Origin of the sequence: Exiguobacterium sp. s142 (assembly GCF_018618455.1) — a bacterium.
In the GTDB taxonomy this organism is placed as follows: domain Bacteria; phylum Bacillota; class Bacilli; order Exiguobacteriales; family Exiguobacteriaceae; genus Exiguobacterium; species Exiguobacterium aurantiacum_A.
The window spans coordinates 110,413-133,548 of record NZ_JACSMB010000007.1 but is presented as its reverse complement, the minus strand read 5'-3'; the positions used below and the strand labels follow the sequence as shown (position 1 = coordinate 133,548).

Below are 23,136 nucleotides of genomic sequence, written 5' to 3'. Positions count from 1 at the left end.
AATAGCGTTTTTGAGCCACACAAAAAACTCCCTTCAAAAGTAAAACAGGTTATATTTTTTAACCTGTCTACTTTTGAGGGAGCATATCACGGCCTCTCGCTTATTTAATTTGTACAGGATGACTGACAAAGAACTGGAGTTGGTTCGTGACCGGTAACGTTTCGAGCTGATTGAATACGGCATCGTTATACGTCAATTTCAATCGAGATTGACTGGCCGCATGCGCCGGTACTTGGCGGTCGAAATATTCGAGAGGGGTCAAACCGTCACCTTGTTCAAAAGAACCGCGGAAAACGTTCACGACAAGCGGTCCTCTGCTATAAAGTCCTCCATTCACTTCGAGGATGGAACCTACCGCATATACTTTCGTTTCTTCTCCGGAGTCGCTATACATGAACGCCTGAAGTGTTGTCGGCGTGTCATCGAACTCGTTAATCCGGTTCAACAAAATCTTGCCTTTTGACAAGAGGATAAGGGAGTTCCCACTCTCTGCATCGATTGGAAGGATATTGGCACGATCGATGAACGTGTCCTTGAGTGTATATACGGTCGAATTAAAGGATACGTTCCCCCTAATCGTCAAGTTTCCTCGTACGATCAATGGTCGAGCAATCGTTAGTTTGTCGAGCGATTCAATCACGACGTCCCCATCTAATAAAAGAGGAGCACTTGACTCGGTGATGGACTCGGTGACATACATGGCGCGATCTGACAGGGTTGAAGGTAGTGTCAAAATGGTCGGAGCGTTTAAAGCGTTATAAGCATCCGCCCGTAAGTATGAAGTCGGTCGCTCGATAATTGATGAACCATCTTCCGATAAAACCCGTTCGAGCTCGAAGACTTGATCGGTCGAAGCAACCAATCCCTCTTCAAAAATTTTAGAGTCGACGTTGCTCGTGTAAGCGAGCGGGGTATCGAGACGACGATTCAAAAATTCGATGATTGAATAGTCATATTGGAATGGGGAAAAGCTACTTGGTGAGACTCCCGCATCTGCCATTTCGCCAGCCCGTTCTGTTCCAGCAGTGAAATAGTTTTTTTGTTGGCAACTCGCGCATGTTCCTTGATCCGACAAATCGATTCGGCCATCCAAATGCAACAGACTTGAATCAACGTTTTTAATAGTGAATCGATTGGGACCAAGTTGATAATTGGCATCTCTCATGAATGTAAGCGGCCCATTTGAATACATATTTCCTTTAACGGTCGGCATTCCGTTCACCGTCAACTGCTCGTCCGACCCGAGTACGTAATACAAAAACGCGGGCAGAGCCGTCAAATAAAGGTCTTGTGTGTATTCGACCGACAGGAGCGGTTGCTCAGGATTCGTCTGTCGGCTCGCGACGACGTTTACTTGTAAAATCTTCGTGAACGGTGCAGTATCGAGCAGGTTCGCGTCCGCATTCTCTTTTAATTGAATTGAATAGTTGATCTCGCTGTCGCTCTCGCTGTCGCTCTCGCTGTCGCTCTCGCTCGGGAGATTAAGGAACGGTTCGTTTGAGACGAGTGCGCCTTGAATCGCGTCATTAAAAGCGGACTCCGATTCCATATGAGCCGGTACATCATTTGCGTCATGAAGTGGGAAACGATTTCGAACATCCGCCGCAATCAGATTGAGCGCACTTTTTGCGTCTTCGTTCAGCTGCGTATCTTCCGTGCGGATGACCGTCAGCTTATTCGTGACCAAGTTCACTTGCATGGCAGCGAGCGATAAGACGGCGAGCGCGGCCATCGTCACGAGTACGAGTACGAGCACATAGCCTTCTTCTCGTTTATGCATAAGTGGTGCCTCCTTTCTTCTCAAAATGGGATCGAGCTTTTAAACGTTTTAATGGAATCGGGATTTGCCTTCAACGATAGGTTCATCTCGATTTCAATCAAGCCGCTCGTTATATAGTCCGGACGCCGTGGATCATAGACGGGCTCGATCAGTTGAATTGAAATATCATCTAACAAGACGTTCGGGTTGCTCGGCACGTATGAATCTGCTGATAAGTTCAAGCTGATCGGTTCGTATCCGGCTTCCCGATAAATCATCCCAGTCGATGAGATGCGAGGTTCGGATAGTTGGTGGAATTGGTAGGTGTCATTTATTTCGGTGACGGCATCAAATTCACTCCGGTTGACTTCGGATAGGATGGACGTGACTAAATAATCGGCTTCACTGCGCAGTTCGCTCGTTTCGTTCGTCAATTGAAAACCGAGCGTACCTGAAATGAAGGCAGTGATGATGACACCGCTTAAAATCGCGGCGACAACGACAGTCACGAGAAGCTCGACGAGCGTAAAACCTTCGGATGCTTTACTGAACGAGTTCACTTTCTGGGACAGCCGTTTCAGGGAACGGCTCGCGTAACGTTGCATTCGAAATCACTCCTTTCAACGTGACAGGTGTTCGGAGTCGATCGGTCGTCACGGAAATCTCGACTTCGATTGTATTTGGCGGCAGCGTTGACAATTGGGAGATGGTAGCGACGTACGTCTCACCATGAATCCGATAATCAGAACAAAAATCACATTCTGAACTCACGCCGTTTCGATTCAACAGTTTATTCAAGTCAAGCGTTTCTTGAACAGCTGAGGCTCGTCGATCTAATGTATGCAGTGCGTTTTGAGCGACTTGGTTGGCGATGGTCGTACTCAGACTATCATTCGTCGTCTTCAGACTTTGGCTGAATATGTTTAATAAGGAGAACGAAACAATCGATAAAATGACGATTGACACGAGTACTTCGACGAGCGTAAAACCTTTTTCGGAACGGGCCAACGCATTGACCTCCTTTTCAAATATAATAAAATACTAGGAAAAAAGCGTATGATTACCTAAATAAATGTTAATTTATGTCCAATGCATATTATACTAAAGTTAGAGTACGAACGGATAGTAAATCGAAAGTCTCAGTTTTTTACATAGGGGGAATTGGAATGAAGCAATATGGGATGCACTTTTTCATCCTGACATGTCTTGTGTTGCTCGTGTCGTTACCGACAATCGGGCTCGTCAACTATCTCGACGCGTCAGCGAAGACAAGTGCTACATATAAAGACACGCGTGTCGCCGGGATCGACATATCGGGGATGACGAAAGAAGAGGCGGTCGTCCGCCTCGACAACGCCGTCAAAGACTTTACAAATGTACCGTTCATGGTGACGCTCGTCGACGGGACGGCGCTCGAAGTCGGGAAAGACGTCGTATCATTCAACATCGACGACACGCTCGAAGACATACCTGGACCAGGGGACTATCCGCTCATTACATCAATCGATGAAGAGCGAATCGCCCCGTACTTAGAAAACCAACCCGTCACGATGACGATGGTGACGCCACCGCTCGTCGCTTCAGCGTCTAAGCTCGATTCGAACGTCGCCCTTGAAACGGTCGCGGCAGAGAACGAAGTCGTCGCGTCGATGACAGTCAGTCCGACGCCGGCAATGCGCTCGGCGTTAGAGCGGATGAACGGATTTGAAATGAACGCAGGCGACATATTCAGCTTGAAGTCGTTCGGTGAAGATTTCGAAGCACTCACCACGCTCGGCTCGCCGCTCTATAAATTGTTTGCGGCAACTCCGTTCAAAGTGCTCGAGCGTGTCCCGCATGAAGTACTTCCGAGCGGTATCGAGCTTGGATACGACGTCAAAGTTGATGCCGGCTCGAACTTCGCCGTCCAAAACACGGAGCAATCGTCTTACGCTATCATCGTGCTAGAAGAAGGGAACGCGATGACGGTGCAACTGCTCGGGGAGACGTTCGACGGTGCGTACGAATCGCGGGTCGAAGAAGTAGCAACTGTCCCGTATCAGAACGTGATCCGCTTCTCCCCATCCCTCCCGGCCGGAAGCTCTTCGGTGACGCAATCGGGTCAATCGGGAGAGTCAGGGAAGTTGTATCGCATCCGTGTCACCGAGGCAGGCGAGACGCGTGAACTGTTAGGTCATGACTTCTATGAGCCGGTGCCGGAGATCGTGACGAAAAGTTCAGTCCCGTTACCGCCGCCTGAGCCGGTTGAACCGGTCATTCCGACATTCCCGGACGAAACACTGGACGACGACCCATTTAATGACGATGAAACGAATGACGGATTGAATGAAATCGAAGAGCAACCGCCGGTGCACGAGGACGTCCCGGCGTCTAGCGAGGAGGCAGTCGGATGATCGGATATGTAATACTGCTCGCCTTTTGGGTGCTGGCCACGTTGACGCTGTTTGCCTTGTCGATCCCATACGTACGGAAGCGCGAAACGAAACTCGTCGTGTCGGTACTTGTGGCCGTGTTATCGCTCGGTATGTATACGCTGTATGCGGAATCGCTTGAACGGACGTGGTGGGCTTGGCTCCTCATCGTCATTGGTTTAGCGGGCGGCGCAGCGTTGAGCGTCTTCATTGAACAGCGAGACGTCGAGCAGGAGGTACCTCAGAGGATGGTGAAGTAAGGTGAGACGAACGAAAAAACGATTGGGCGAGATGTTGATCGAGGCTGGATTGATTACGAACGAGCAACTCGACGAGGCGCTCGCCCAAAAGCGGCGAGGCGAAAAACTCGGCGATGCACTCATGCGGTTGCACTATTTGACCGAGACACAATTGATTCAAGTGCTTCATGAACAACTAGACGTGCCTGTCATCGCACTATATTCGCAAGACATTAACGTGACCGTCACAAAACTCGTGCCAAAAGCGATTGCCCAAAAGCACGACATCATGCCGATTGAATTACAGGGAAACACGCTATTCATTGCGACGGCGGATCCCCTTGATTTGATTGCGATTGATGACGTCCGGCTGCAGACCGGGATGAATATCGAGGTTGGCATTGCGACGCGTGAACAGATCCGGAAGACGATCAGTCGGTATTACGAGATGGACGCCTCGCTCATCGAGATTTTAAAAGAAGAGGCCCCAGAGCTCGAACGGCAAGAGACGGCGTCACGTGACGACGCCCCGGTCATTCGGCTCGTCAACCAGTTGTTTTTGAGCGCGATCGATCAACGGGCGTCAGATATCCATTTCGATCCACATGAGAAGCAACTACACGTCCGCTTCCGCGTCGATGGTGATTTACGGACAGAAGCGGTTTATCCAAAGAAAATTCAAAGCGTCATGCTGACGCGACTTAAAGTGATGAGTAATCTAGACATCACGGAAAGTCGGCTGCCTCAAGACGGTCGGATCAAGTACACGCTACGCGATCGCCCATACGACTTCCGCGTTTCGACGCTCCCGACGATGTACGGCGAAAAGATCGTCATCCGGGTGCTCGATTCTTCACAAGGGTTGACCGACTTGACGAAACTCGGGTTCGGCGACCATAACGAGATGTTGTATCGCGACATGTTGAAGCGGCCGAACGGCATTATTTTGATCACAGGGCCGACCGGTTCGGGTAAATCGTCAACACTGTACGCATCGCTCAAAGAATTGAATGACGAGTCGAAGAACATCATCACAGTCGAAGATCCGGTCGAGTATCAACTTGACGGTATCAATCAGGTCCAAGTCAATGCGAAAGTCGGGCTTACGTTTGCTTCCGGCCTCCGCTCGATCCTCCGCCAAGACCCGAACATCGTCATGGTCGGGGAGATTCGGGATACCGAGACGGCCGAGATTGCGATCCGGGCCTCGCTCACCGGACATTTGGTCTTATCGACGCTCCATACGAACTCGGCGATCAGTTCGATCACCCGCCTCGTCGATATGGGGGTCGAACCGTTCCTCGTCGCGGCTTCAACGTCCGGCCTTGTCGCCCAACGCCTCGTCCGCCGCGTCTGTCGCGACTGTGGTCATGAGCAACCGGTCTCGAAACGGGAGCAAGAACTGTTCGACGCCGAACATGTGGCGATCACACGCGTCATCCGCGGAAACGGGTGCTCGTCGTGTAACTTTACAGGCTATCGTGGGCGACTCGCCATCCATGAAGTCGTGCCGATTGATGAAGAGTTGCGTCGTTTGATCATGAACCAAGCGACCGAGGCCGAGATGGTCGAGCAAGCGAAGCGATCCGGTGCCCGGTTCTTGCTCGCCGACGGTCTCGAGAAAGTCGCTCAAGGTTTGACGACGACCGAGGAAATACTGAGAACAGTCATAACGGAGTGAATCTATGATCCATCAATCAATCGAAGTGATTTTAACGAAAGCGGTCGAACAACGTGCCTCAGACATTCATCTGACCGCCGGTTCGCCACCGATTTTCCGGATTGACGGCAGTCTGATCACGATGGGCGAGGAGAAAGTGCTCCCCGTCCACATCGAAGGATACTTGCAGGAAATCATGACCGACGAGATGCGAGGCCGCCTTGAGATCCAGCGCGACCTCGACTTCTCGTTCGGTGTGCCCCGCGTGTCGCGCTTCCGCGTTAACGCCTACTATCAACGTGGCACGATCGCCATCGCGTTTCGTTCTATTTCCGGGGAAATCCCGACGTTGAACGAGCTCAATTTACCGCCGGTGCTCAAGCGGCTCATCGAGAAACCACACGGGTTGATCCTTGTGACCGGACCGACGGGGTCTGGGAAATCGACGACGCTCGCGGCGATGATCCATGAGATCAACCGGACGCAGCGAAAACGCATCATCACGCTCGAAGACCCGATCGAATATTTACACACGCACGATCAGAGCATCGTCGACCAGCGGGAGATCGGATCGGACGTCATGAAGTTCGTGAACGGTCTCCGGGCGGCGCTCCGTCAAGATCCGGACGTCATCTTGCTCGGGGAGATGCGCGACTTAGAGACGATCTCGACGGCGATGACCGCCGCTGAGACCGGTCATCTCGTCATGGCGACGCTCCATACGTCGAGTGCGATGTCGACCGTCAGCAGGATCATCGACGCTTTCCCGGCCGAACAACAAGACCAAATCCGGACCCAACTCGCCAACGTATTGCTTGGGGTCGTCAGTCAGCGCCTGTTCCCGCGTGTCGACGTGCCGAAGGGTCGGGTCGCGGCGATGGAGATCATGATCGGGAACGCAGCCGTCGCCAACTTGATCCGGAACGAGAAGGAGTTTCAGCTCCCGACCGTCATCCAGACGAACCGGCAGAACGGGATGCAATCGATGGAAATGTCGATCGAACAGCTGATTCGTCAAGGGGTCATCAATCCAAGCGCCGTGCCAAGCGAAGAAATGAGGTGAGACTATGGCCATCTTTCAATACGAAGGAAAATTGCTGAACGGGAAGCGCAAGAAAGGGCGGATCACCGCCGTGTCGCTCCGGGAAGCCAAAGATAAACTTCGGCAAGAGTCGATTCTCGTCACTGACTTGTCCGAACTCGAGTCGACCGGACTGAACACGGAAGTCAACTTATTGCCGGAACGCGTCAAGATCGAACATTTGATCATGTACGTCCGTCAGTTCGCCACGCTCATCCGGGCCGGCGTCCCGATCGTCCGGGCGACGTCGATTTTGCGCGTCCAGACGGAGTCGAAGCTGTTGAAGAAGACGCTCAGCCAAGTCGAGGACGACCTTCGAGAAGGGATCGCCTTCTCGGAAGCGATCAAAAAACATCCGCGTGTGTTCTCGAACTTCTTTAGCTCGATGGCGCTCGCGGGTGAGGCGAGCGGTAACTTAGAAGAAGCGCTCGACCAGATCGGGCTGCAGCTTCAGAAACAGTACGATATTAAACGTAAAGTCATCTCGGCACTCACGTATCCGCTCGTCGTCTCGATTGTCGCGATCGGCGTCGTCGCTTTCCTCATGGTGAACGTCGTCCCGACGTTCGCGAGCATTTTCGGACAGCTCGGTGGTGAGCTCCCGCTCATCACCCGGATCGTCGTCGCCGTCTCGGACTTCGTCGCCGCCTATTGGTGGTTGCTGTTCGGTGGCGCGCTGCTCGGCGTTCTCCTGTTCTCGTGGATGTTAAAGCGCGACAAAGAACGGTTCTTGATTGACGGGTTGTTGCTGAAGATGCCAATTTTCGGTCCGATCGTCCTCAAGTCCCAGATCGCGCTCTTGACACGAAGCTTGGCCGTCTTGTTACAAGCGGCCGTGCCGATCTTGTCAGCGATCGAGATCACGGAGAAGATCGTTTCGAACCGGGTTATCCGTAAAGGGCTCGGGCAGGCGCGCAATATGATGGCGCAAGGAATCCCGCTCCACGAACCGCTCGAACGGAACCCGAACTTCCCGCCGCTCATGACACAAATGATTGCCGTCGGCGAAGAGAGCGGGGATTTAGATTCGATGTTGAACGAAGTCGCCGAGTTTTATGAGACCGAGGTCGAGACGACGACAGACCGGTTGAAGTCGATCATCGAGCCGCTGTTGATCGTCGTGTTGGCCAGTATCGTCGGGGTCATCGTCATCGCCATCGTCGTCCCGATGTTCCAAATTTACGGCGACATCCAAAATCAGTAGAAAATTCTTAGTTTATGCATATAAACTACTTTTCAACACTATATTTTGAATGTATAGTAAAATTGTTCTACTAGTCCTAGTACTTATGTAATGAATCCAGCACAAAATACAGTAAAACACACAAAAGGGGAGAATCAACCATGTTAGAAAAAATGAAAATGATTTGGCAAGATGCCAAACAATTGAAAGATGAGCGCGGACTCACACTCGTCGAGTTGCTCGTCGTCGTCGTTATTTTAGGAATTATCGCAGCCATCGCCGTTGTAGCGATCGGTGGGATTATCGAGAACTCGCGTAAAGATGCGATGGTATCAGATTCTAAACAAATGGTTAATGCTGCAAAACTTTACGTAGCATCAAATCCTGTTAGCGCGACTACTAAGTTAAACTTTAAAGGTGCTGCAGATGGTACTATAGATGCAAGTTCATACATTGACTCTATGAAAGATCCTTACGGAGATTCAGTATACGATGCAGCTGTAGTTACAGTTGCAGTAAGTGGAAGTAATTACACTTATTCTGTATTTTTAGATGGAGTTAAAACAATTGGAACAGATGTAGCTCCAATCCCTGAAAGCGGACTTAAAAGAACTGTCATTACACCGCAATAATCTTTCCGGCTGGCGCTGGGCTCTCGCTCAGCCTAGCCGGTTTTCTATTTTTGGCATATACTTACAAGTAAGGAAGTGACCAGTTTTGGTTGACCTCATTGGACTCATTTACAGCATCGTGCTCGGGATGATCATCACCTCGTTCACAAACGTCGTCGGGCTCCGCGTGCCACGCAAGCAGTCGATCGTGACGCCGCGGTCGCATTGTCCGTCGTGCGGACACGTCTTGTCCGCTTGGGAACTCATCCCGGTGTTCGGTTACATATTGTTACGCGGCAAGTGCCGCGGCTGTGGCGGACGGATCGCGCCGACGTACCCGCTGTTCGAACTGCTCGGGGCGGTCGGTTACGGCTATAGCTTTTGGCTGTATGGCTTCTCCGGGACGACGCTGCTCGCGTTCGTCTTCTTATCGACGCTCCTCGCGCTGGCGATGTCAGATTTGTCGACGATGCTCGTGCCGAACGTGATTCTTCTATTTGCGGCGCCACTCTTACTCATCCTCGCTTATGCGTCCGGAGCGACGTGGTGGAGCCCACTCGCCGGGGCGGCGCTCGGATTTTCTGTCCTCGTCACCGTTTTTTTCGTCTCAAAAGGGGGACTTGGGGCCGGCGATGTCAAACTATTTACAGTGATCGGGCTCGTGCTCGGACCACGTGACGTATTGGTCGCCTTATTTTTAGCGAGCTTGATCGGAGCAGTCGTTGGACTGTTGCTCATCGGACTGAAACGGATCGGCCGCAAGCAACCGATCCCGTTCGTCCCGTCCATCGCACTCGGTACGATGCTGACGTTTTGGTTCAGCGAACGTTTTTTTGATTGGTATTTTGATTTGATGTAGGGGGAAACAAGCATGAGCCGGGCTATAGAGAAAGGAACGGTCGCGTACTTCTCGTTCGATGCGCTCAGCATCCACGGGGCCGTGATTAAACAAGGCGTCTTTAAACGAAGCGCTTCCGTCCAATTGGCGAAAGGTGCCTATGCGGAAGGTTTGATTCAAGACGAGAACGCGTTCGGACTCGCCTTTGACGAGTTGTGCCGTAAAATAAAAGTAAGAAAAGGGATGGTGTGCGCCGTCGATATGGCGGAGACGGAAGTGCTGTCCCGCAAAGTCGAGATTCCATCGAACATTCCGAAAGACGAGATCCGTGGCTATTTGTTCATGGAGATCGGCAGCTCGATCATCTTGCCGTTCGACGACGTCGCCTTCGACTACGAAGTGCTCGGTGAGACGGACATGAAGACCGAGGTCATGTTGCACGCCGTCTCGGTCGATTTGACGAAAGCGATCCGCGCCTACATGAAGAAACGCGGCTTCGCCTTGAAAAAAATCGTCCCGCGTCCGATTGCGATCGCGAACGGGGTGTCTCGACTCGAGACGCTCGACCCGCTCAAGTCAACGCTATTGTGGCACGTGACACCGTTCGCGCACCAACTACTCGTCCTCGAGGAAGGGCAGGTCCGCTTCATCCGTGCCATCGAGAATGACTTATCGTATCGTGCCGACACGACAGACGGCATCGTTACATATACGTTCAACGGCTCAAACGAGGCGTTAGCGAATCGGACCGATGAATGGTTGAATGAACTCGCCCGTTTCCTCGATTTCTACCGTTACTCGCTTCGTACGGACGGACGGCCAATCGACGAACTGATCATCTCCGGGACGGTCCCTGAACTCGATGACCTCGTCCGGACGATCGAACTGGAATCGATGGTCCCGATCAAACGCATCGATGACCCGTTGCCATTGTCGCACGCGACGCCGCTAACCCATCAGATGTTGCCGCTTCTCGGGATGGCGACGCTCGACCGCGACCATGACGCCAACTTCATCAATGCGACCGACGTGACGCTGCGTTGGCCGATCGTCGCGAGTCTGGCCGCCTTATTGATCGGCGGCGGACTGACCGGCTATCTTTATTATGAAGTGAACGGGATCGGACAGGACAAAGCACAAGTCAACGAACAGTTACAGCTCGTCCGCATCTACCAGACCGAACAAGTGAACTCGAAAGGTCAGCAAGTCATCTCGCTCGAGCAGACAGTGACCGCGCTGACGACTGAAGAGAAGCAGGCGGTCCCGGCGCTCCGTGCGCTGACCGAACAGCTGCCGCCGACAGGTTACGTCTTGACGTACAACTACGCCGACGGTTCGCTCATGAGCGTCCGGACCCAGTTTGAGACGTTACCTGACTTGAACGCGTTCCAACGAGCGTTGTTGAACGATCCACGGTTCGATAACGTCAAACTGCTCGGCGTGACGACCGAGACGAAAGCAGAAGCGGACCAAGACGCGGAAACGGATACGGGAACACCGGTTCTCAATGCGTCAGATGAGCCGCTCCCACGCTATATCGGAGAGTTTACGTTCACGTTCATCGATGCCGAACCTGAGACGCCTGAAGGCGAGACGGAACAACCCGAGGAAGATGAGGAGGTGGTGAGCGAATGAAACGTTCAACGATTTATTTGATCTTTACAATTTGTTTGTTCGCAGCCATCGCCGTCCCGTCGTACTTCGGCTACCAGTACTTTATCAACCAAGGTGAATTGAAGGCGCTCGAGCGCGAGCTGTCACTCGAACAGACGAAGCTCGAACTGTTGCGCCAAGAAGGCGAAGTCGTCGACGTCGCCGACTCGCAGCGCTTGCAGACACGTGTCCCGACGGAGCCGGCGCTCGATACGGTCGTCGAGACGTTATCGCAAGCGAGCCAGCTGTCTGACGTGCGCGTGACGAGCATCGCTTTCGCGGACGGACTCATCGCCGAATCGGAAGTGCCGGAACCGATCACCGAACCGGAACCGAACGATGTGAGCGAGACGGCCGAACCGGCTGAACCGGTCGAGGTCACACCGGTCAACGCCTCGTCCGTCCGCTCGACGGTGTCGCTCCAAGCGGAGACGTATGAGGCGCTCGTCCTCTTCCTCGAGTCGGTCGAGTCGATGAACCGGATCCACATTTTGCGGACCGTCCAGTTCACTGGACCTGCCGAAACGGGCCCGAACACGACCGAACCGGCCGCACCGCTCGACTTCACGGTCGAACTCGATGCGTTTTACCGGCCCGACCTCGATCAACTCGTCCCGGACCGCTACGTGCCGACGCAGACGTTCCCACGAAAAGATATCCCGGTGTACGATTACACTACACCGTAAACGAGCGTCCCTTCGAAAAGAAGGGGCGTTTTTTTTGGCGGCTTGGATTGTGTTCGGGTGACGCTTTGCCTACAATCAACAGAGAAGCGTGAAACGGCAAGGAAGCCCGTTTCGAAAGTATGGAAGGAGTCGATACAATGAACACAACACAGAAACGTGTCATCCTCGCCTCGATGTCGCCGCGGCGGACCGAGTTGTTGAAACAAGCTGGCATTTTGCACGAGGTGATCCCGTCAAACGTCATCGAAGGAACTGACGGACGTGAGCATCCGGACGAGTACGTCGGACGTCTCGCCCGTGAGAAAGCGATGGACGTCGCCCGGGACAACCGCGACGCGATTGTGATTGGGTCGGACACGGTCGTCGTCCTAGACGGAACGATTTTAGAGAAACCGAACGATCGCGATGATGCACGCCGGATGCTCGAGCACTTGTCAGGGGCGACCCATGAAGTGCTCACTGGCGTCAGCATCATCGGACCAGACCGGCACGACTTGTTCGTCACGACGACGCACGTCACGTTCATCGACATCCCGGAGTCTTGGCTCGACGGCTACCTCGATTCGTCGGAGCCGTATGACAAGGCCGGTGCCTACGGGATCCAAGGGTCGGGCGGTTTGTTCGTCGAACGGCTCGAAGGGGATTACTATAACGTCGTCGGCCTCCCGCTCCGGCCGCTCGTCGAGACGCTCGAGCGTCACGGGGTATCGCCGCGCTTTCTGTGAATGATGCGAGAGTAGGTGAAGGAATGACTATGGTGCTCGACCGAAGTGTTGAATCCGCTATTGCCAGACTGCTTCAAATCGGTGGACGGGGCGGGGACCCGCAGGCGACGGCCCGGCGGTTGTCAGATGTATATCCGACGCTTCGGGCGCTGTCACAGGCGTCCGTGCACGACCTCTGTCAAATTGAAGGGATGACGAAGAAGAAAGCCGAGCAGTTGCTCGCGGCGTTCACGATCGGCATCCGTTACGTCGAGGAGCCGAAAGTCGACATGCCGACGATCCGGTCGCCGCAGGACGCGTACGAGCTGCTGCGTGATGAGCTCCGGCTACTTAATCAAGAACATTTCGTCTGTTTGTACTTAAACACGAAAAACCAATTGATCGCGCGCAAGACGTTGTTCGTCGGCGGGTTGAATTCGTCGATTGTTCATCCGCGCGACGTCTTCCGCGAAGCGCTCAAGCTGTCGGCAGCGTGTTTCATCGCTGTGCATAACCATCGTGCGACACGTTCGTAACTGAAAAGGTTACGCACGCTGTCTGAAAGTCAAAAGACTGGAAGAGAGTCGTGAACTCTTCACTCGATAGGTAAAATGATAGGGTAACGCCTTGAAGTGCCTACTCTAATACTCCGACATGCAATATTCAAATGTGTATACGGATATTGTGTGAAGCTCGGTAAAGTCGGCTGAAAGTTGTCGTAGTGCTAATTTTAGTAACCGAAAGCTAACCAGAGGTGGTTGGTACAACTGATAGGTCGGGAGTCGTAAAAAGCTTAATATGGTGAGAATGTGGTAAAACACTGACGAACTAGCGAATGAAATGTCTGTAAGTGGAGAACTCAGAAATGAGTGGGCTTGATGAAAGAATCAAGTACGTTCCGTGGGCGAGTACCTATGGTGGTTTCGAAAGCTCCATGCACCGTTATAGGCGGTGGAGAGGACGTCAGGCAAGAGCTAGCACCTAAGTTAAGATATGGATAGAGTGAAGGGAACGTGGAAAGCTACCGACATGGAGAGTACACACTCGATGAAGTGGTAGGAAGGAAAGGATTCGTCCATAACTTCCTTTAACGGTAGTGAGAGTAGTGGCATGAGCGTTGAAGTTCTTGTAATGAGAGCCGAGCAATAGCCACTAGTCGAATGTATATTAATATTTATTTCAACTCAATCACCTCAAGGATTCTCGTATGACTAAAAAGGTCACGAGTCCAGTTTGGAGCGTGATAAACCTTGAAAGAAAATTATAAGAAAATCCCAAGAATGAAGAACACACGGTTACGCCATGCTGAATATTATGGAATGACCGAAACGTTAGATAAGCTTTTTGCAGAAAGTAAAGAAAGCAAACAATTTACGAATCTAATGTCGATTATCACTTCAGACGATAACATTCTACTCGCTTACCGTAATATTAAGCGAAATAACGGGAGTGCTACGGCAGGTGAAGACAAAGTTACAATCAATGATATCGAAAAACTGAGTACTAACGAGTTCATTGCCATTGTAAAGAAACGATTCGTACATTATAATCCTCGAAAAGTTAAACGGGTGGAAATTCCAAAACCTAACGGAAAAATTAGACCGTTAGGAATACCTTCTATGTGGGATAGAATAGCACAACAATGTATCTTACAAGTTTTAGAACCGATATGTGAAGCTAAATTCTATAAATACAGTTTCGGTTTCCGACCAACCAAATCTGCCGAGAATGCAATTTCTGCTTGTGCAGGACGGATTAACAATAACAAAATGCAATATGTTGTGGATGTTGATCTTCAAGGTTTCTTTGATGAAGTAAAACATTCAAAACTAATGCAACAAATATGGACTATGGGCATCCGAGATAAGCAGTTACTCGTTATTATTCGGAAGATGCTTAAAGCTCCAGTTGTCCTACCAGACGGTAAAATTGTTTATCCGAAAAAGGGAACCCCGCAAGGTGGCATACTTTCTCCGTTATTAGCTAATATCAACCTAAATGAATTTGACTGGTGGATTGCGAATCAATGGGAAAGTAAGAAATGTCGAAACATTAATGACCACCTTGTAAAGAAAACGGGACTGTATAGTCATCAATATAGATATGAGCAATTGCGTAAAACTTCTAAACTGAAAGAAATGTACATTGTACGCTATGCTGACGACTTTAAAATTTTTACGACAACACGCTCCAACGCCAATAAAATATTTATGGCTAGTAGAATGTGGTTGGAAGAACGGCTAAATCTTCCGATTTCCGAAGAGAAATCTCAAATCACAAACCTGAAAAAGAAAAGCAGTGAATTTCTTGGGTTTGAATTGAAGATGGAACGTAAAGGAACCGACCGTTTTGGACGTAAAAAGTTTGTCTGTCAGTCCCATATAGCAGAAAAAGCACGAACGAGGATTAAAAAGCAACTCAAAGACCAAATCAAACTTATGCAAAAAGCTCCAAGTGGAACTGACCTAATCAAAAACGCTCAGATCTACAATAGTATGGTTATTGGCATTCATAACTATTACCAAATCGCAACACAGGTAAATGAAAGTCTGATGCCAATACAATACCAACTGACGTTAGTTGAACGTAATAGGTTGAAACAATTTTCGCTTAAGAAAACATCTAACTATCCAATCAAAGACAAAGGAATTAAGCCTTATTTAAAATCAAAAATGACCAGATATATTAATGGGTATCCCATCATACCAATTGGATTTGTCAAAACAAAAAATGCGTTAATGCCTAAAAATGGTGTAAATAAATTCACCAAAGAAGGACGGGAATTGATGCATCAGGAACAAAAAGCTGTCCCGGACTGGAAAGTGCAATGGATTAGGAAACACCCAGTCGCAAATGGACGAGCATCAGTAGAGTTTAATGACAATCGAATTTCACTTTTCATTGCTCAAAATGGGATGTGTGCGGTAACTGGGGAAGAATTAATTCTGACTGAAATGGACTGCCATCATAAGACGTTATGGAATGTCACAAAAGACGACAGCTACTCCAACCTAGTGCTAATAACTAGGGATGTCCATCGGCTAGTACATTCAACAGAAAGCGAAATTATCCAGAAATATATCAGGCCACTCAACTTAAATAAGGAACAGTTGGTTAAGATAAACAAACTGCGTCTACTGATTGGGAACAAAGCAATTACAAATGGGGATTACTAATAATTGAAACAAGATTGAGGAAAATGAAATAAATAGACATTCGATGGAACGCCGTGTGCGATGAAAGTTGCACGCACGGTGTGAAGCGGGGGAAAAGGCGGAGGTAACTTCAAAGCCCTACCTATCGCTATCGAGCGGGGACGCGACGCCGAGCCGGGAAGACATCGAAGTGTCCGAGCGCTTGGTCGAAGCGGGCAACATTGTCGGGATCGCTTGCCTCGACCACGTCATCATCGGCGAGGATCATTATGTCAGTATGAAGCAACGCGGGTATATGAACGGGTGAAATTAGGAGACGTTTCCCATATCCCTCTTGAAGTTTGGTATACTAACGGACGAGGTGTTCGTATGGAGAAACTAGTTTGGATTGTTATGATTGGAATCGCGCTAGCCGCGAGTTTTGTTCCGCTCGAGCCGTTCGCGTTGTCGCTCGTCGTCTTCGCGTTGTTCGTCTTTGTGAGTATGGCGCTATTTCAACAGTTTTCAAAAGACGGGCATTGGCTTGACCGCTACCCGCCGCTCGTCGGCGTCGGTGTCGGAATTGTGTCGCTCATCGTCTACATCGGTCTGTTCATCGCCTGGGTAAATGCGTCAGGAGACAGTCAAGTGTGGCGTGTCATCCCGCAACTCATCTTCGTTTACGTCGGGATTTATTTGTTCACCGCGACGATGGCGAGCTTTTTGGCGGGTGCGACGCGCGAGCGACCGTCCCGTTTCTTTCGGCCGATCCTCATCTTTTCGGTCGTCTTTTACGCGGCAATGCTGTTGCTGCCGCTCCAACCCGGTCTTTAAATGATCGGTTCATCTAAGCAGACGCCTTCAGACGTCTGCTTTTTGATTTGCGTTTTTTTTGAAAAGCAGGCACACTAATATACGGTGGAACAGGACTGAGATGAAGGGGATTGTAAATAACCTGTAATCGATTGAACGTTTTCAAACATGATTTTTCCGTTATAATAATAATTAGTGTAATCAGGAGAGGGGCAGTACGTATGTTTCGTAGTTTTAACCGAGAAATCGGAATCGACCTTGGAACGGCAAATACGCTCGTTTATGTAAAAGGTCAAGGAATCGTTGTTCGTGAACCGTCCGTAGTGGCGTTCCGTACAGATACAGGTAGAATTGAGGCCGTAGGTAATCAGGCCAAAGATATGATTGGACGTACGCCGGGGAACGTCACGGCACGCCGTCCGATGAAAGATGGGGTTATCGCTGACTTCGAAACGACTGCAACGATGATCAAATATTTCATGGAGCAAGCGCAAAAATCGAAGAGCGGGTTGTTCTCATCGAAGACGAACGTCATGATCTGTGTGCCAAGTGGCATCACGTCAGTTGAAAAACGTGCGGTTGAAGATGCGGCCAAGCAAGCGGGCGCTCGCGAAGCGTACACGATTGAAGAACCGTTCGCGGCAGCAATCGGCGCCGGTCTCCCAGTTTGGGAACCAACAGGCTCGATGGTCGTCGATATCGGTGGCGGTACGACCGAAGTCGCAGTGATCTCACTCGGCGGCATCGTGACAAGCCAGTCGATCCGTGTCGGTGGTGACGAAATGGATGACGCCATTATTCGTTACATTAAAAACAAATACAACCTCATGATCGGGGAACGTACGTCAGAAGCGCTCAAGATGGAAATCGGTTCGGCCCGCATCGACGAGTCGAACGAAAACGAAACGATGGAGATCCGCGGACGCGACCTCGTGACCGGTCTTCCGAAACAGATCGAAGTAGGGGCAGTTGAAGTGTGCGAGGCGCTTTCAGACACGGTAGACGCGATTCTAGCCGGTGTGAAACAAACGCTCGAACAAACACCGCCAGAACTCGCAGCCGACGTCATGGACCGCGGCATCGTCCTGACAGGCGGCGGCGCGCTCCTTAAAAACTTGGACGGTGTTATCTCTGATGAGACGCACATCCCGACACTCATTGCGGATGAACCGCTCGATTGCGTTGCGATCGGGACTGGAAAATCTCTTGAAATGATGGACGTCCTCCGTTCAAAATCAGGCATCTCGTCACGCCGATGAAAGGTGTTAAACGATGAGCCGGTTTGTACGCAATAAAAAGCTCATCATCACGCTGATCGGTATCATCTTATTTCTCGTCATTTTAGGGGTTTCGATTCGAGGACGGTCGGAATCCGCCTGGTACCAAGACGTCACGCGTGATGTGGTCGGAACGTTCCAACGGGTGTTCACGGTGCCGATCGGCTGGATGGATAGTACCGTGTCCTCGATTTCGAACGTCCGTGAAATTTATGAAGAGAACCGTGAATTGAAGCAACATTTGACGAAATACGCCGAAGTGTCCGTCGAAGCCGACGACCTGCGCCGTGAGAACGAGGAGTTGCGTCAAATGGTCGCGGCGGGCGAAAGCTCGCTCCGTGACTTTGATTTGATTCCGGCCGAGGTCATCGGGCGCACGCCGAACGACTGGCAGCGCTATGTGACGATCAACGTCGGGCAAGAACGCGGCGTTGAAAAAGGCATGGCCGTGACGGCCGCCGGCGGCATGGTCGGACGCGTCATTCAAACGAGCGCCTATACGTCACAAGTTCAGCTCCTGAGCGACAACAACCGGACGAACAACGTCTCGGCGGTCGTCAAGGATGCGGACGGTAAAGCGGCGTACGGAACGATCGACGGCTTCGACAGCGAGACGAACGAACTCTTTTTCACAAAGGTTTCGAACAGCGTCAAGTTGAAAGAAGGCGAGATCGTCTCGACGTCAGGGCTCGGCGGACGTTATCCGGCCGGTCTCGTCATCGGTAAGGTGAAGTCGATCGAGACCGATGAATATGGTGTGTCTCAAGTTGCCCGCATCACGCCAGAGGCGGACTTCAACGAGTTCTCGCAAATGTTTGTCATCGATCGAACGCTAGACGAACCGTTTTTGACGGGTCCCGAGGAAGGAGGAGCAGCGGGTGAGTAACATGAAAGTGTTCATCGCCCTGTTCCTCCTCTTTCTTATTGAAGGGACATGGGCTGCCATCTTTTCATGGCACTACGCGACGCCGTTCGTGTATTTGACGTTGATTGGGTTAATGTACGTCGGTTTGTATGGCCGGTTTGAGTCGGCACTCGGATTCGGTCTCGTATTCGGGTTGTTGTATGACATCGTCTACACCGACTTGCTCGGAATTTACTTATTTACTTTTTCACTCATTCCTCTCTTAGTCAGCTTCGTGTTAAAATATATAGGTGAGAACTTCTTCTCGGTCGTCATCACGTTCACGTTCATGATCCTCGTCTTCTCCTTCGGGATTTACGGTATCATGGCAGCGGTCGGTGGGACGACCATGACCATACAAACACTATTAGTTGAACAGATTCCAGGGACGCTCGTCGTCAATGTGATCGCCGTCGCGATTCTTTATTATCCGATGACGCGATACGTGGCGGTGCGCCCTGTAGCGAAAAGAGGGTAGCCATGATGGAGCGTAAACGACACATTACGATAAAAGGACATCGCAACGGTATTGCAATCCACTTCAATCCACGGAGTGGCGTCGATGAGGTGCTCGGAGAGCTTGAGGCCACGTTACAAGAAATGGAGCCGCCCTCTGGGGAGATTGCACTCAAGTTGCACGCGGGTACTCGTTATTTGGACGAGGAGCTGTCACGTCAAATTCGTGAAGTCGTTGCTCGTCATGGCGTTTTTTATATCGAGGAGCTGTCGAGCGAGGTCATGTTGACCGAAGAGGCGAAAGCGACTTACGGGAAAAAGACGTTCCATTATCATAGCGGGACGATCCGCAGCGGGCAAGTGCTCTCATTTGAGGGTTCGGTGCTCATTATCGGCGACGTCAATCCGGGGTCTGAAGTTCGGGCGACAGGAAGTATCTATTGTTTAGGCACGATACGAGGAAATGTCCGGGCCGGTGTCGAAGGATGGGAGGACGCAGTCATTACCGCAAGTCTGTTGCATCCGCTGTTTCTAGCGATCGGTGAGCACGTGCTCACGCCAGACGACGATACCGAGATGCCAGAGATCGAGATGGGCTGCGCGTATCAGACGAATCATGGCATTGAAATGACGCGTCTCCGCCAAGTCATGTCAGGGCTTAAAGACGCATATGCAATGGAATTACAGAGAGGGTGAGTTTGATGGAGCAAGTAGTAGAGCCTGTACATACAGCAAAAGAAGTGAAGAAAGGTCGGGCCATCGTCGTGACGTCGGGGAAAGGTGGCGTCGGCAAGACGACGACGACCGCTAACCTCGGGACGGGTCTCGCATTGTCCGGACACTCGGTCTGTCTCGTCGATACGGACATCGGTCTACGGAACTTGGATATCATCCTAGGACTCGACAACCGGAGCATCTATAACCTCGTCGACGTCATCAACGGGCAGTGCAAGCTGCACCAAGCGCTCGTCCGTGACAAACGGTTCGAAGAGATGTATCTGCTGCCGGCGGCCCAGTCAAAAGACAAGACGTCGGTCCAACCGGAGCAAGTCAAAGAGATCATCGACCAGTTGAAAACGGAATATGATTTCGTCTTGATCGACTGCCCGGCCGGTATCGAGCAAGGGTTCATGAACGCCATCGCCGGTGCCGACGAGGCTATCGTCGTGACGACGCCTGAGAAGGCGGCCGTCCAAGACGCGGACCGCATCATCGGTATGCTCGAACAAGCGGAACACGTCGCGCCGCCTAAACTCATCGTCAACCGCGTGAAGAATCATCTCGTCGCATCGGGCGACATGCTCGACATCGATGACATCATGCGCATCCTGTCGATCGACCTGCTCGGCGTCGTCGTCGATGATGAAGAAGTCATCGCCGCGGCAAACCGAGGTGTCCCGGTGACGATGAACCCGGACAATAACGCCGGACAAGCGTATCGCAACATCACGCGCCGTATTCTCGGTGAGTCGGTGCCGCTCATGTCCATCCAGACGGACCAACAACCGACCGGATTTTGGGCACGACTCTTATTGAAGTTTGGAATGAAAAAAGCCTAAGGCAACGAAAGTTGCCTTTTTGTGTCGAAAGGAGTGCTCGTATGAAACTCATCTATGAACGGACCCCGTCGATCGAGCGGGCCATGCTCGTCGACGGCGAGCGTCTGCTTGAAGTCGAGGAGCGCTTTGTCGACCAGCTCTCGGTCGGGACGATCCTTGAAGCTGCGATCGAGCGGATCCATCCGTCACTCGGCGCCGCTTTCCTCGTCAACGGCGAGACAACGTTTTTCTTGCCGATCGCCGAGACGCTCCGGGCGCTCGCTGTCTACCCGGAAGTACTGGGCATCGGTCAGGCGGCCGTCGTCGGGGAGAAACGTCTCGTCCAAGTGACGAAAGAGGGCATCGGGGGTAAGCACCACAAAGTGACCGAGAACATTCGGTTCGGAGGGCGCTATCTCGTCTACTTCCCGTATGGACGGCGCCAGTTGTTCAGCCGTAAGCTCGACCTCGCTACGCAGGACCGGTTATCGAAAGTGTTCACGCTCAATGAGGCGGAAGGTGTGTTGTTCCGGACCGAATCAGGACAAGCCAGTCCTGAGGCGCTTCGCGAGGAGCTGGCCTTGTTGCGGGGCCGGGCTACTGACGTCGAGACGGCGCGCCGCGGTCAAGACGAACTGCTCTGTGAGCAGTTCGTCCGGCGCCATTCGGTCGAGTCGGTACTGTTGAACGATAAAGAGGCGCAAGAACGTTTGAAGCGGCTCGACGTCCCGGTCGAACGCCACGTCGGCAAAGGCCGGATGAAAGAAGCCGCGCGTTTAGACACAGCGATCGAGAAGCTCGAGAACCGTGTCGTCTGGCTCGAAGGCGGGTCTTACGTCTTGGTCGAACAAGTCGAGACGATGACCGTCATCGACGTCAACAGCGGCAAGAACGTCGCCGTCAAAGATAAAGGGCGCGCCGCCGACACGATCAATGAGGCGGCACTGTATGCGGTTATGGAACAGCTCCGCCTACGCAATATCGGCGGCATGGTCGTCATCGACTTTTTACGCGGGTCAAAAGATGGACAAGACCGACTTTTGAAACGAATGAAAGAACTCGGGGCCCGTGACCCACGTCGTGTCGAAGTGTACGGCTTCACACGGATGGGACTGTTCGAACTATCGCGCGAGCGGACCGGACGTTCGATTCAAGACCGGATGACGTATAACGGTGCACCGTCGAAGCTGGCCGTGTTCTCACGGCTTGAGCGCACGCTCATGGAGCTAGACGGAAAACAGGAGGCGGTCGTACTGTCGCTTCCTTCGAAGTGGCAAGACGGGGCCTGGGACGCGTCAGGTCTTCATGTGTTCTTTATAGAAGGAGAGCCCGACGTCGCTTTTCATGGTACACTCGAGGAATGTGAGAACTTCGTATCTCGTCATTGACAAGCTTCGCGCGAGAGTGGTAATATCTATAACGTTAGTTCGTTTGGAAGCACCCAAATGGCTACAACCGCACAGAACGGGTTGAAACGGTTTCGCCCTGCCCTGGATGGCGAGTCTGAGTTTAATAAGGAGGTGCACGTATATGTACGCAATCATCAAAACTGGTGGTAAGCAAATCAAAGTTGAAGCAGGTCAAGAGATCTACATCGAAAAACTCGATGCTGATGTCGAGGGTACTGTAGAATTCGGTGAAGTTCTTTTCGTTGGTGGTGACGATGTTAAAGTCGGAGCTCCATTCGTAGAGGGCGCTAAAGTAGTAGCAACTGTCGTTAAACACGGTCGCGCGAAAAAGATCACTGTCTTCAAAATGAAAGCTAAGAAAAACTACCGTCGTAAGCAAGGTCACCGTCAGCCTTACACGAAAGTTCGCATCGAGAAAATCGAAGCGTAATTTCTATGATTCAAGTAACGGTCAGACGAGACGAGACGAAGTCGATTCGTTCCGTCGAAGTGACAGGTCACGCCAACTTTGCTGAACCCGGTTCTGACTTAGTGTGTGCCGGCGTTTCCGCTATCATTTTTGGGGCGTATAACGCTGTTGAGGTACTCGCAGGCCAGTCGCTTCTTGTAGAAATGGCAGACAAAACAGAGGGTGGTTACTTTTATGTCGAGACATATCCTGAACTATCACCGCAGGATATGACTCGCACCCAGCTGTTATTAGAAGGGATGCTCGTGCAACTAGACACGATCGCCCAAAGTTACGGTGATTATATCCAAATTGAACAATAGGAGGTGGAC

24 protein-coding genes, 1 pseudogene and 1 other annotated feature are annotated in these 23,136 nt (G+C 51.5%); of the genes and pseudogenes, 22 read left to right on the top strand and 3 right to left on the bottom strand.

What is annotated here, in order from left to right:
- Positions 1 to 100: 100 nt before the first annotated feature.
- The 3 genes from KNP77_RS08745 to KNP77_RS08735 are packed head-to-tail and all read right to left on the bottom strand — an operon-like array spanning position 101 to position 2,767.
- Positions 101 to 1,780 (bottom strand): hypothetical protein, encoded by a 1,680-nt coding sequence (locus tag KNP77_RS08745; RefSeq protein ID WP_214890114.1) that lies wholly within the window; start codon positions 1,778 to 1,780, stop codon positions 101 to 103.
- 20 nt (positions 1,781 to 1,800) lie between these two features.
- On the bottom strand, positions 1,801 to 2,364 hold the full coding sequence (locus KNP77_RS08740; protein ID WP_236635482.1) for a prepilin-type N-terminal cleavage/methylation domain-containing protein: 564 nt from the start codon (positions 2,362 to 2,364) through the stop codon (positions 1,801 to 1,803).
- The gene (locus KNP77_RS08735; RefSeq protein WP_131469511.1) at positions 2,303 to 2,767 is read right to left on the bottom strand and encodes a type II secretion system protein; all 465 of its coding nucleotides are present in this window, start codon (positions 2,765 to 2,767) and stop codon (positions 2,303 to 2,305) included. The genes KNP77_RS08740 and KNP77_RS08735 overlap by 62 nt, the downstream gene beginning before the upstream one ends.
- Before the next feature lie 158 nt (positions 2,768 to 2,925).
- On the opposite strand from KNP77_RS08735, the gene KNP77_RS08730 reads away from it, so the two are divergent.
- The 22 genes and pseudogenes from KNP77_RS08730 (at position 2,926) to KNP77_RS08625 (ending at position 23,127) form a co-directional block, all read left to right on the top strand.
- Entirely contained in the window at positions 2,926 to 4,152 is a 1,227-nt protein-coding gene (locus KNP77_RS08730; protein ID WP_251139000.1) for a G5 domain-containing protein, read from the top strand.
- Entirely contained in the window at positions 4,149 to 4,430 is a 282-nt protein-coding gene (locus tag KNP77_RS08725; protein WP_131458820.1) for a hypothetical protein, read from the top strand. Before KNP77_RS08730 ends, KNP77_RS08725 begins: the two co-directional genes overlap by 4 nt.
- A 1-nt stretch (position 4,431) precedes the next feature.
- On the top strand, positions 4,432 to 6,090 hold the full coding sequence (locus KNP77_RS08720) for a GspE/PulE family protein (RefSeq protein ID WP_214890112.1): 1,659 nt from the start codon (positions 4,432 to 4,434) through the stop codon (positions 6,088 to 6,090).
- A gap of 4 nt (positions 6,091 to 6,094) precedes the next feature.
- Positions 6,095 to 7,132 (top strand): type IV pilus twitching motility protein PilT, encoded by a 1,038-nt coding sequence (locus KNP77_RS08715; RefSeq protein ID WP_214890104.1) that lies wholly within the window; start codon positions 6,095 to 6,097, stop codon positions 7,130 to 7,132.
- 4 nt (positions 7,133 to 7,136) lie between these two features.
- A complete protein-coding gene (locus tag KNP77_RS08710; protein WP_070327704.1) occupies positions 7,137 to 8,354 on the top strand; it encodes a type II secretion system F family protein in 1,218 nt (405 codons plus the stop codon).
- Between the two features lie 140 nt (positions 8,355 to 8,494).
- Positions 8,495 to 8,965: a prepilin-type N-terminal cleavage/methylation domain-containing protein gene (locus KNP77_RS08705; protein ID WP_214890101.1), complete on the top strand. Its 471-nt coding sequence runs from the start codon at positions 8,495 to 8,497 to the stop codon at positions 8,963 to 8,965.
- A gap of 85 nt (positions 8,966 to 9,050) precedes the next feature.
- Positions 9,051 to 9,803 (top strand): prepilin peptidase, encoded by a 753-nt coding sequence (locus tag KNP77_RS08700; protein ID WP_214890097.1) that lies wholly within the window; start codon positions 9,051 to 9,053, stop codon positions 9,801 to 9,803.
- A gap of 12 nt (positions 9,804 to 9,815) precedes the next feature.
- Entirely contained in the window at positions 9,816 to 11,417 is a 1,602-nt protein-coding gene (pilM, locus tag KNP77_RS08695) for a pilus assembly protein PilM (RefSeq protein WP_131469517.1), read from the top strand.
- Positions 11,414 to 12,121, top strand: coding sequence for a hypothetical protein (locus KNP77_RS08690; protein ID WP_214890093.1), 708 nt, complete (start codon positions 11,414 to 11,416; stop codon positions 12,119 to 12,121). The genes pilM and KNP77_RS08690 overlap by 4 nt, the downstream gene beginning before the upstream one ends.
- 137 nt (positions 12,122 to 12,258) lie before the next feature.
- Complete coding sequence (locus KNP77_RS08685) at positions 12,259 to 12,846, top strand: Maf family protein (RefSeq protein ID WP_236634128.1); 588 nt, start codon at positions 12,259 to 12,261, stop codon at positions 12,844 to 12,846.
- A gap of 23 nt (positions 12,847 to 12,869) precedes the next feature.
- Positions 12,870 to 13,361: a JAB domain-containing protein gene (locus KNP77_RS08680; RefSeq protein ID WP_070327699.1), complete on the top strand. Its 492-nt coding sequence runs from the start codon at positions 12,870 to 12,872 to the stop codon at positions 13,359 to 13,361.
- Positions 13,362 to 14,075: 714 nt separating this feature from the next.
- Entirely contained in the window at positions 14,076 to 16,001 is a 1,926-nt protein-coding gene (gene ltrA / locus KNP77_RS08675) for a group II intron reverse transcriptase/maturase (RefSeq protein ID WP_483297952.1), read from the top strand.
- Positions 16,002 to 16,134: 133 nt separating this feature from the next.
- Positions 16,135 to 16,287 (top strand): annotated as a pseudogene (locus tag KNP77_RS08670) (JAB domain-containing protein); the annotation flags it as partial.
- 62 nt (positions 16,288 to 16,349) lie between these two features.
- A complete protein-coding gene (locus KNP77_RS08665) occupies positions 16,350 to 16,793 on the top strand; it encodes a hypothetical protein (protein WP_236636141.1) in 444 nt (147 codons plus the stop codon).
- A 200-nt stretch (positions 16,794 to 16,993) separates the two neighbouring features.
- Positions 16,994 to 18,031, top strand: a complete 1,038-nt coding sequence (locus KNP77_RS08660) for a rod shape-determining protein (protein ID WP_070327697.1) — start codon at positions 16,994 to 16,996, stop codon at positions 18,029 to 18,031.
- A gap of 13 nt (positions 18,032 to 18,044) precedes the next feature.
- Positions 18,045 to 18,935 (top strand): rod shape-determining protein MreC, encoded by an 891-nt coding sequence (mreC, locus tag KNP77_RS08655; RefSeq protein ID WP_131504801.1) that lies wholly within the window; start codon positions 18,045 to 18,047, stop codon positions 18,933 to 18,935.
- A 1-nt stretch (position 18,936) separates the two neighbouring features.
- A complete protein-coding gene (gene mreD, locus KNP77_RS08650; protein ID WP_131441070.1) occupies positions 18,937 to 19,431 on the top strand; it encodes a rod shape-determining protein MreD in 495 nt (164 codons plus the stop codon).
- Positions 19,432 to 19,436: 5 nt separating this feature from the next.
- Positions 19,437 to 20,105 (top strand): septum site-determining protein MinC, encoded by a 669-nt coding sequence (locus KNP77_RS08645; protein WP_236636142.1) that lies wholly within the window; start codon positions 19,437 to 19,439, stop codon positions 20,103 to 20,105.
- 5 nt (positions 20,106 to 20,110) lie between these two features.
- Entirely contained in the window at positions 20,111 to 20,968 is an 858-nt protein-coding gene (gene minD, locus KNP77_RS08640) for a septum site-determining protein MinD (protein ID WP_131458810.1), read from the top strand.
- Positions 20,969 to 21,009: 41 nt separating this feature from the next.
- Positions 21,010 to 22,335 (top strand): ribonuclease E/G, encoded by a 1,326-nt coding sequence (locus KNP77_RS08635; RefSeq protein ID WP_214890090.1) that lies wholly within the window; start codon positions 21,010 to 21,012, stop codon positions 22,333 to 22,335.
- Between the two features lie 55 nt (positions 22,336 to 22,390).
- Positions 22,391 to 22,462 (top strand) — a sequence feature (ribosomal protein L21 leader region).
- A gap of 15 nt (positions 22,463 to 22,477) precedes the next feature.
- Entirely contained in the window at positions 22,478 to 22,786 is a 309-nt protein-coding gene (gene rplU / locus KNP77_RS08630) for a 50S ribosomal protein L21 (protein WP_070327691.1), read from the top strand.
- Between the two features lie 5 nt (positions 22,787 to 22,791).
- Positions 22,792 to 23,127, top strand: coding sequence for a ribosomal-processing cysteine protease Prp (locus KNP77_RS08625; RefSeq protein WP_070327690.1), 336 nt, complete (start codon positions 22,792 to 22,794; stop codon positions 23,125 to 23,127).
- The last annotated feature ends 9 nt before the right edge of the window (positions 23,128 to 23,136 follow it).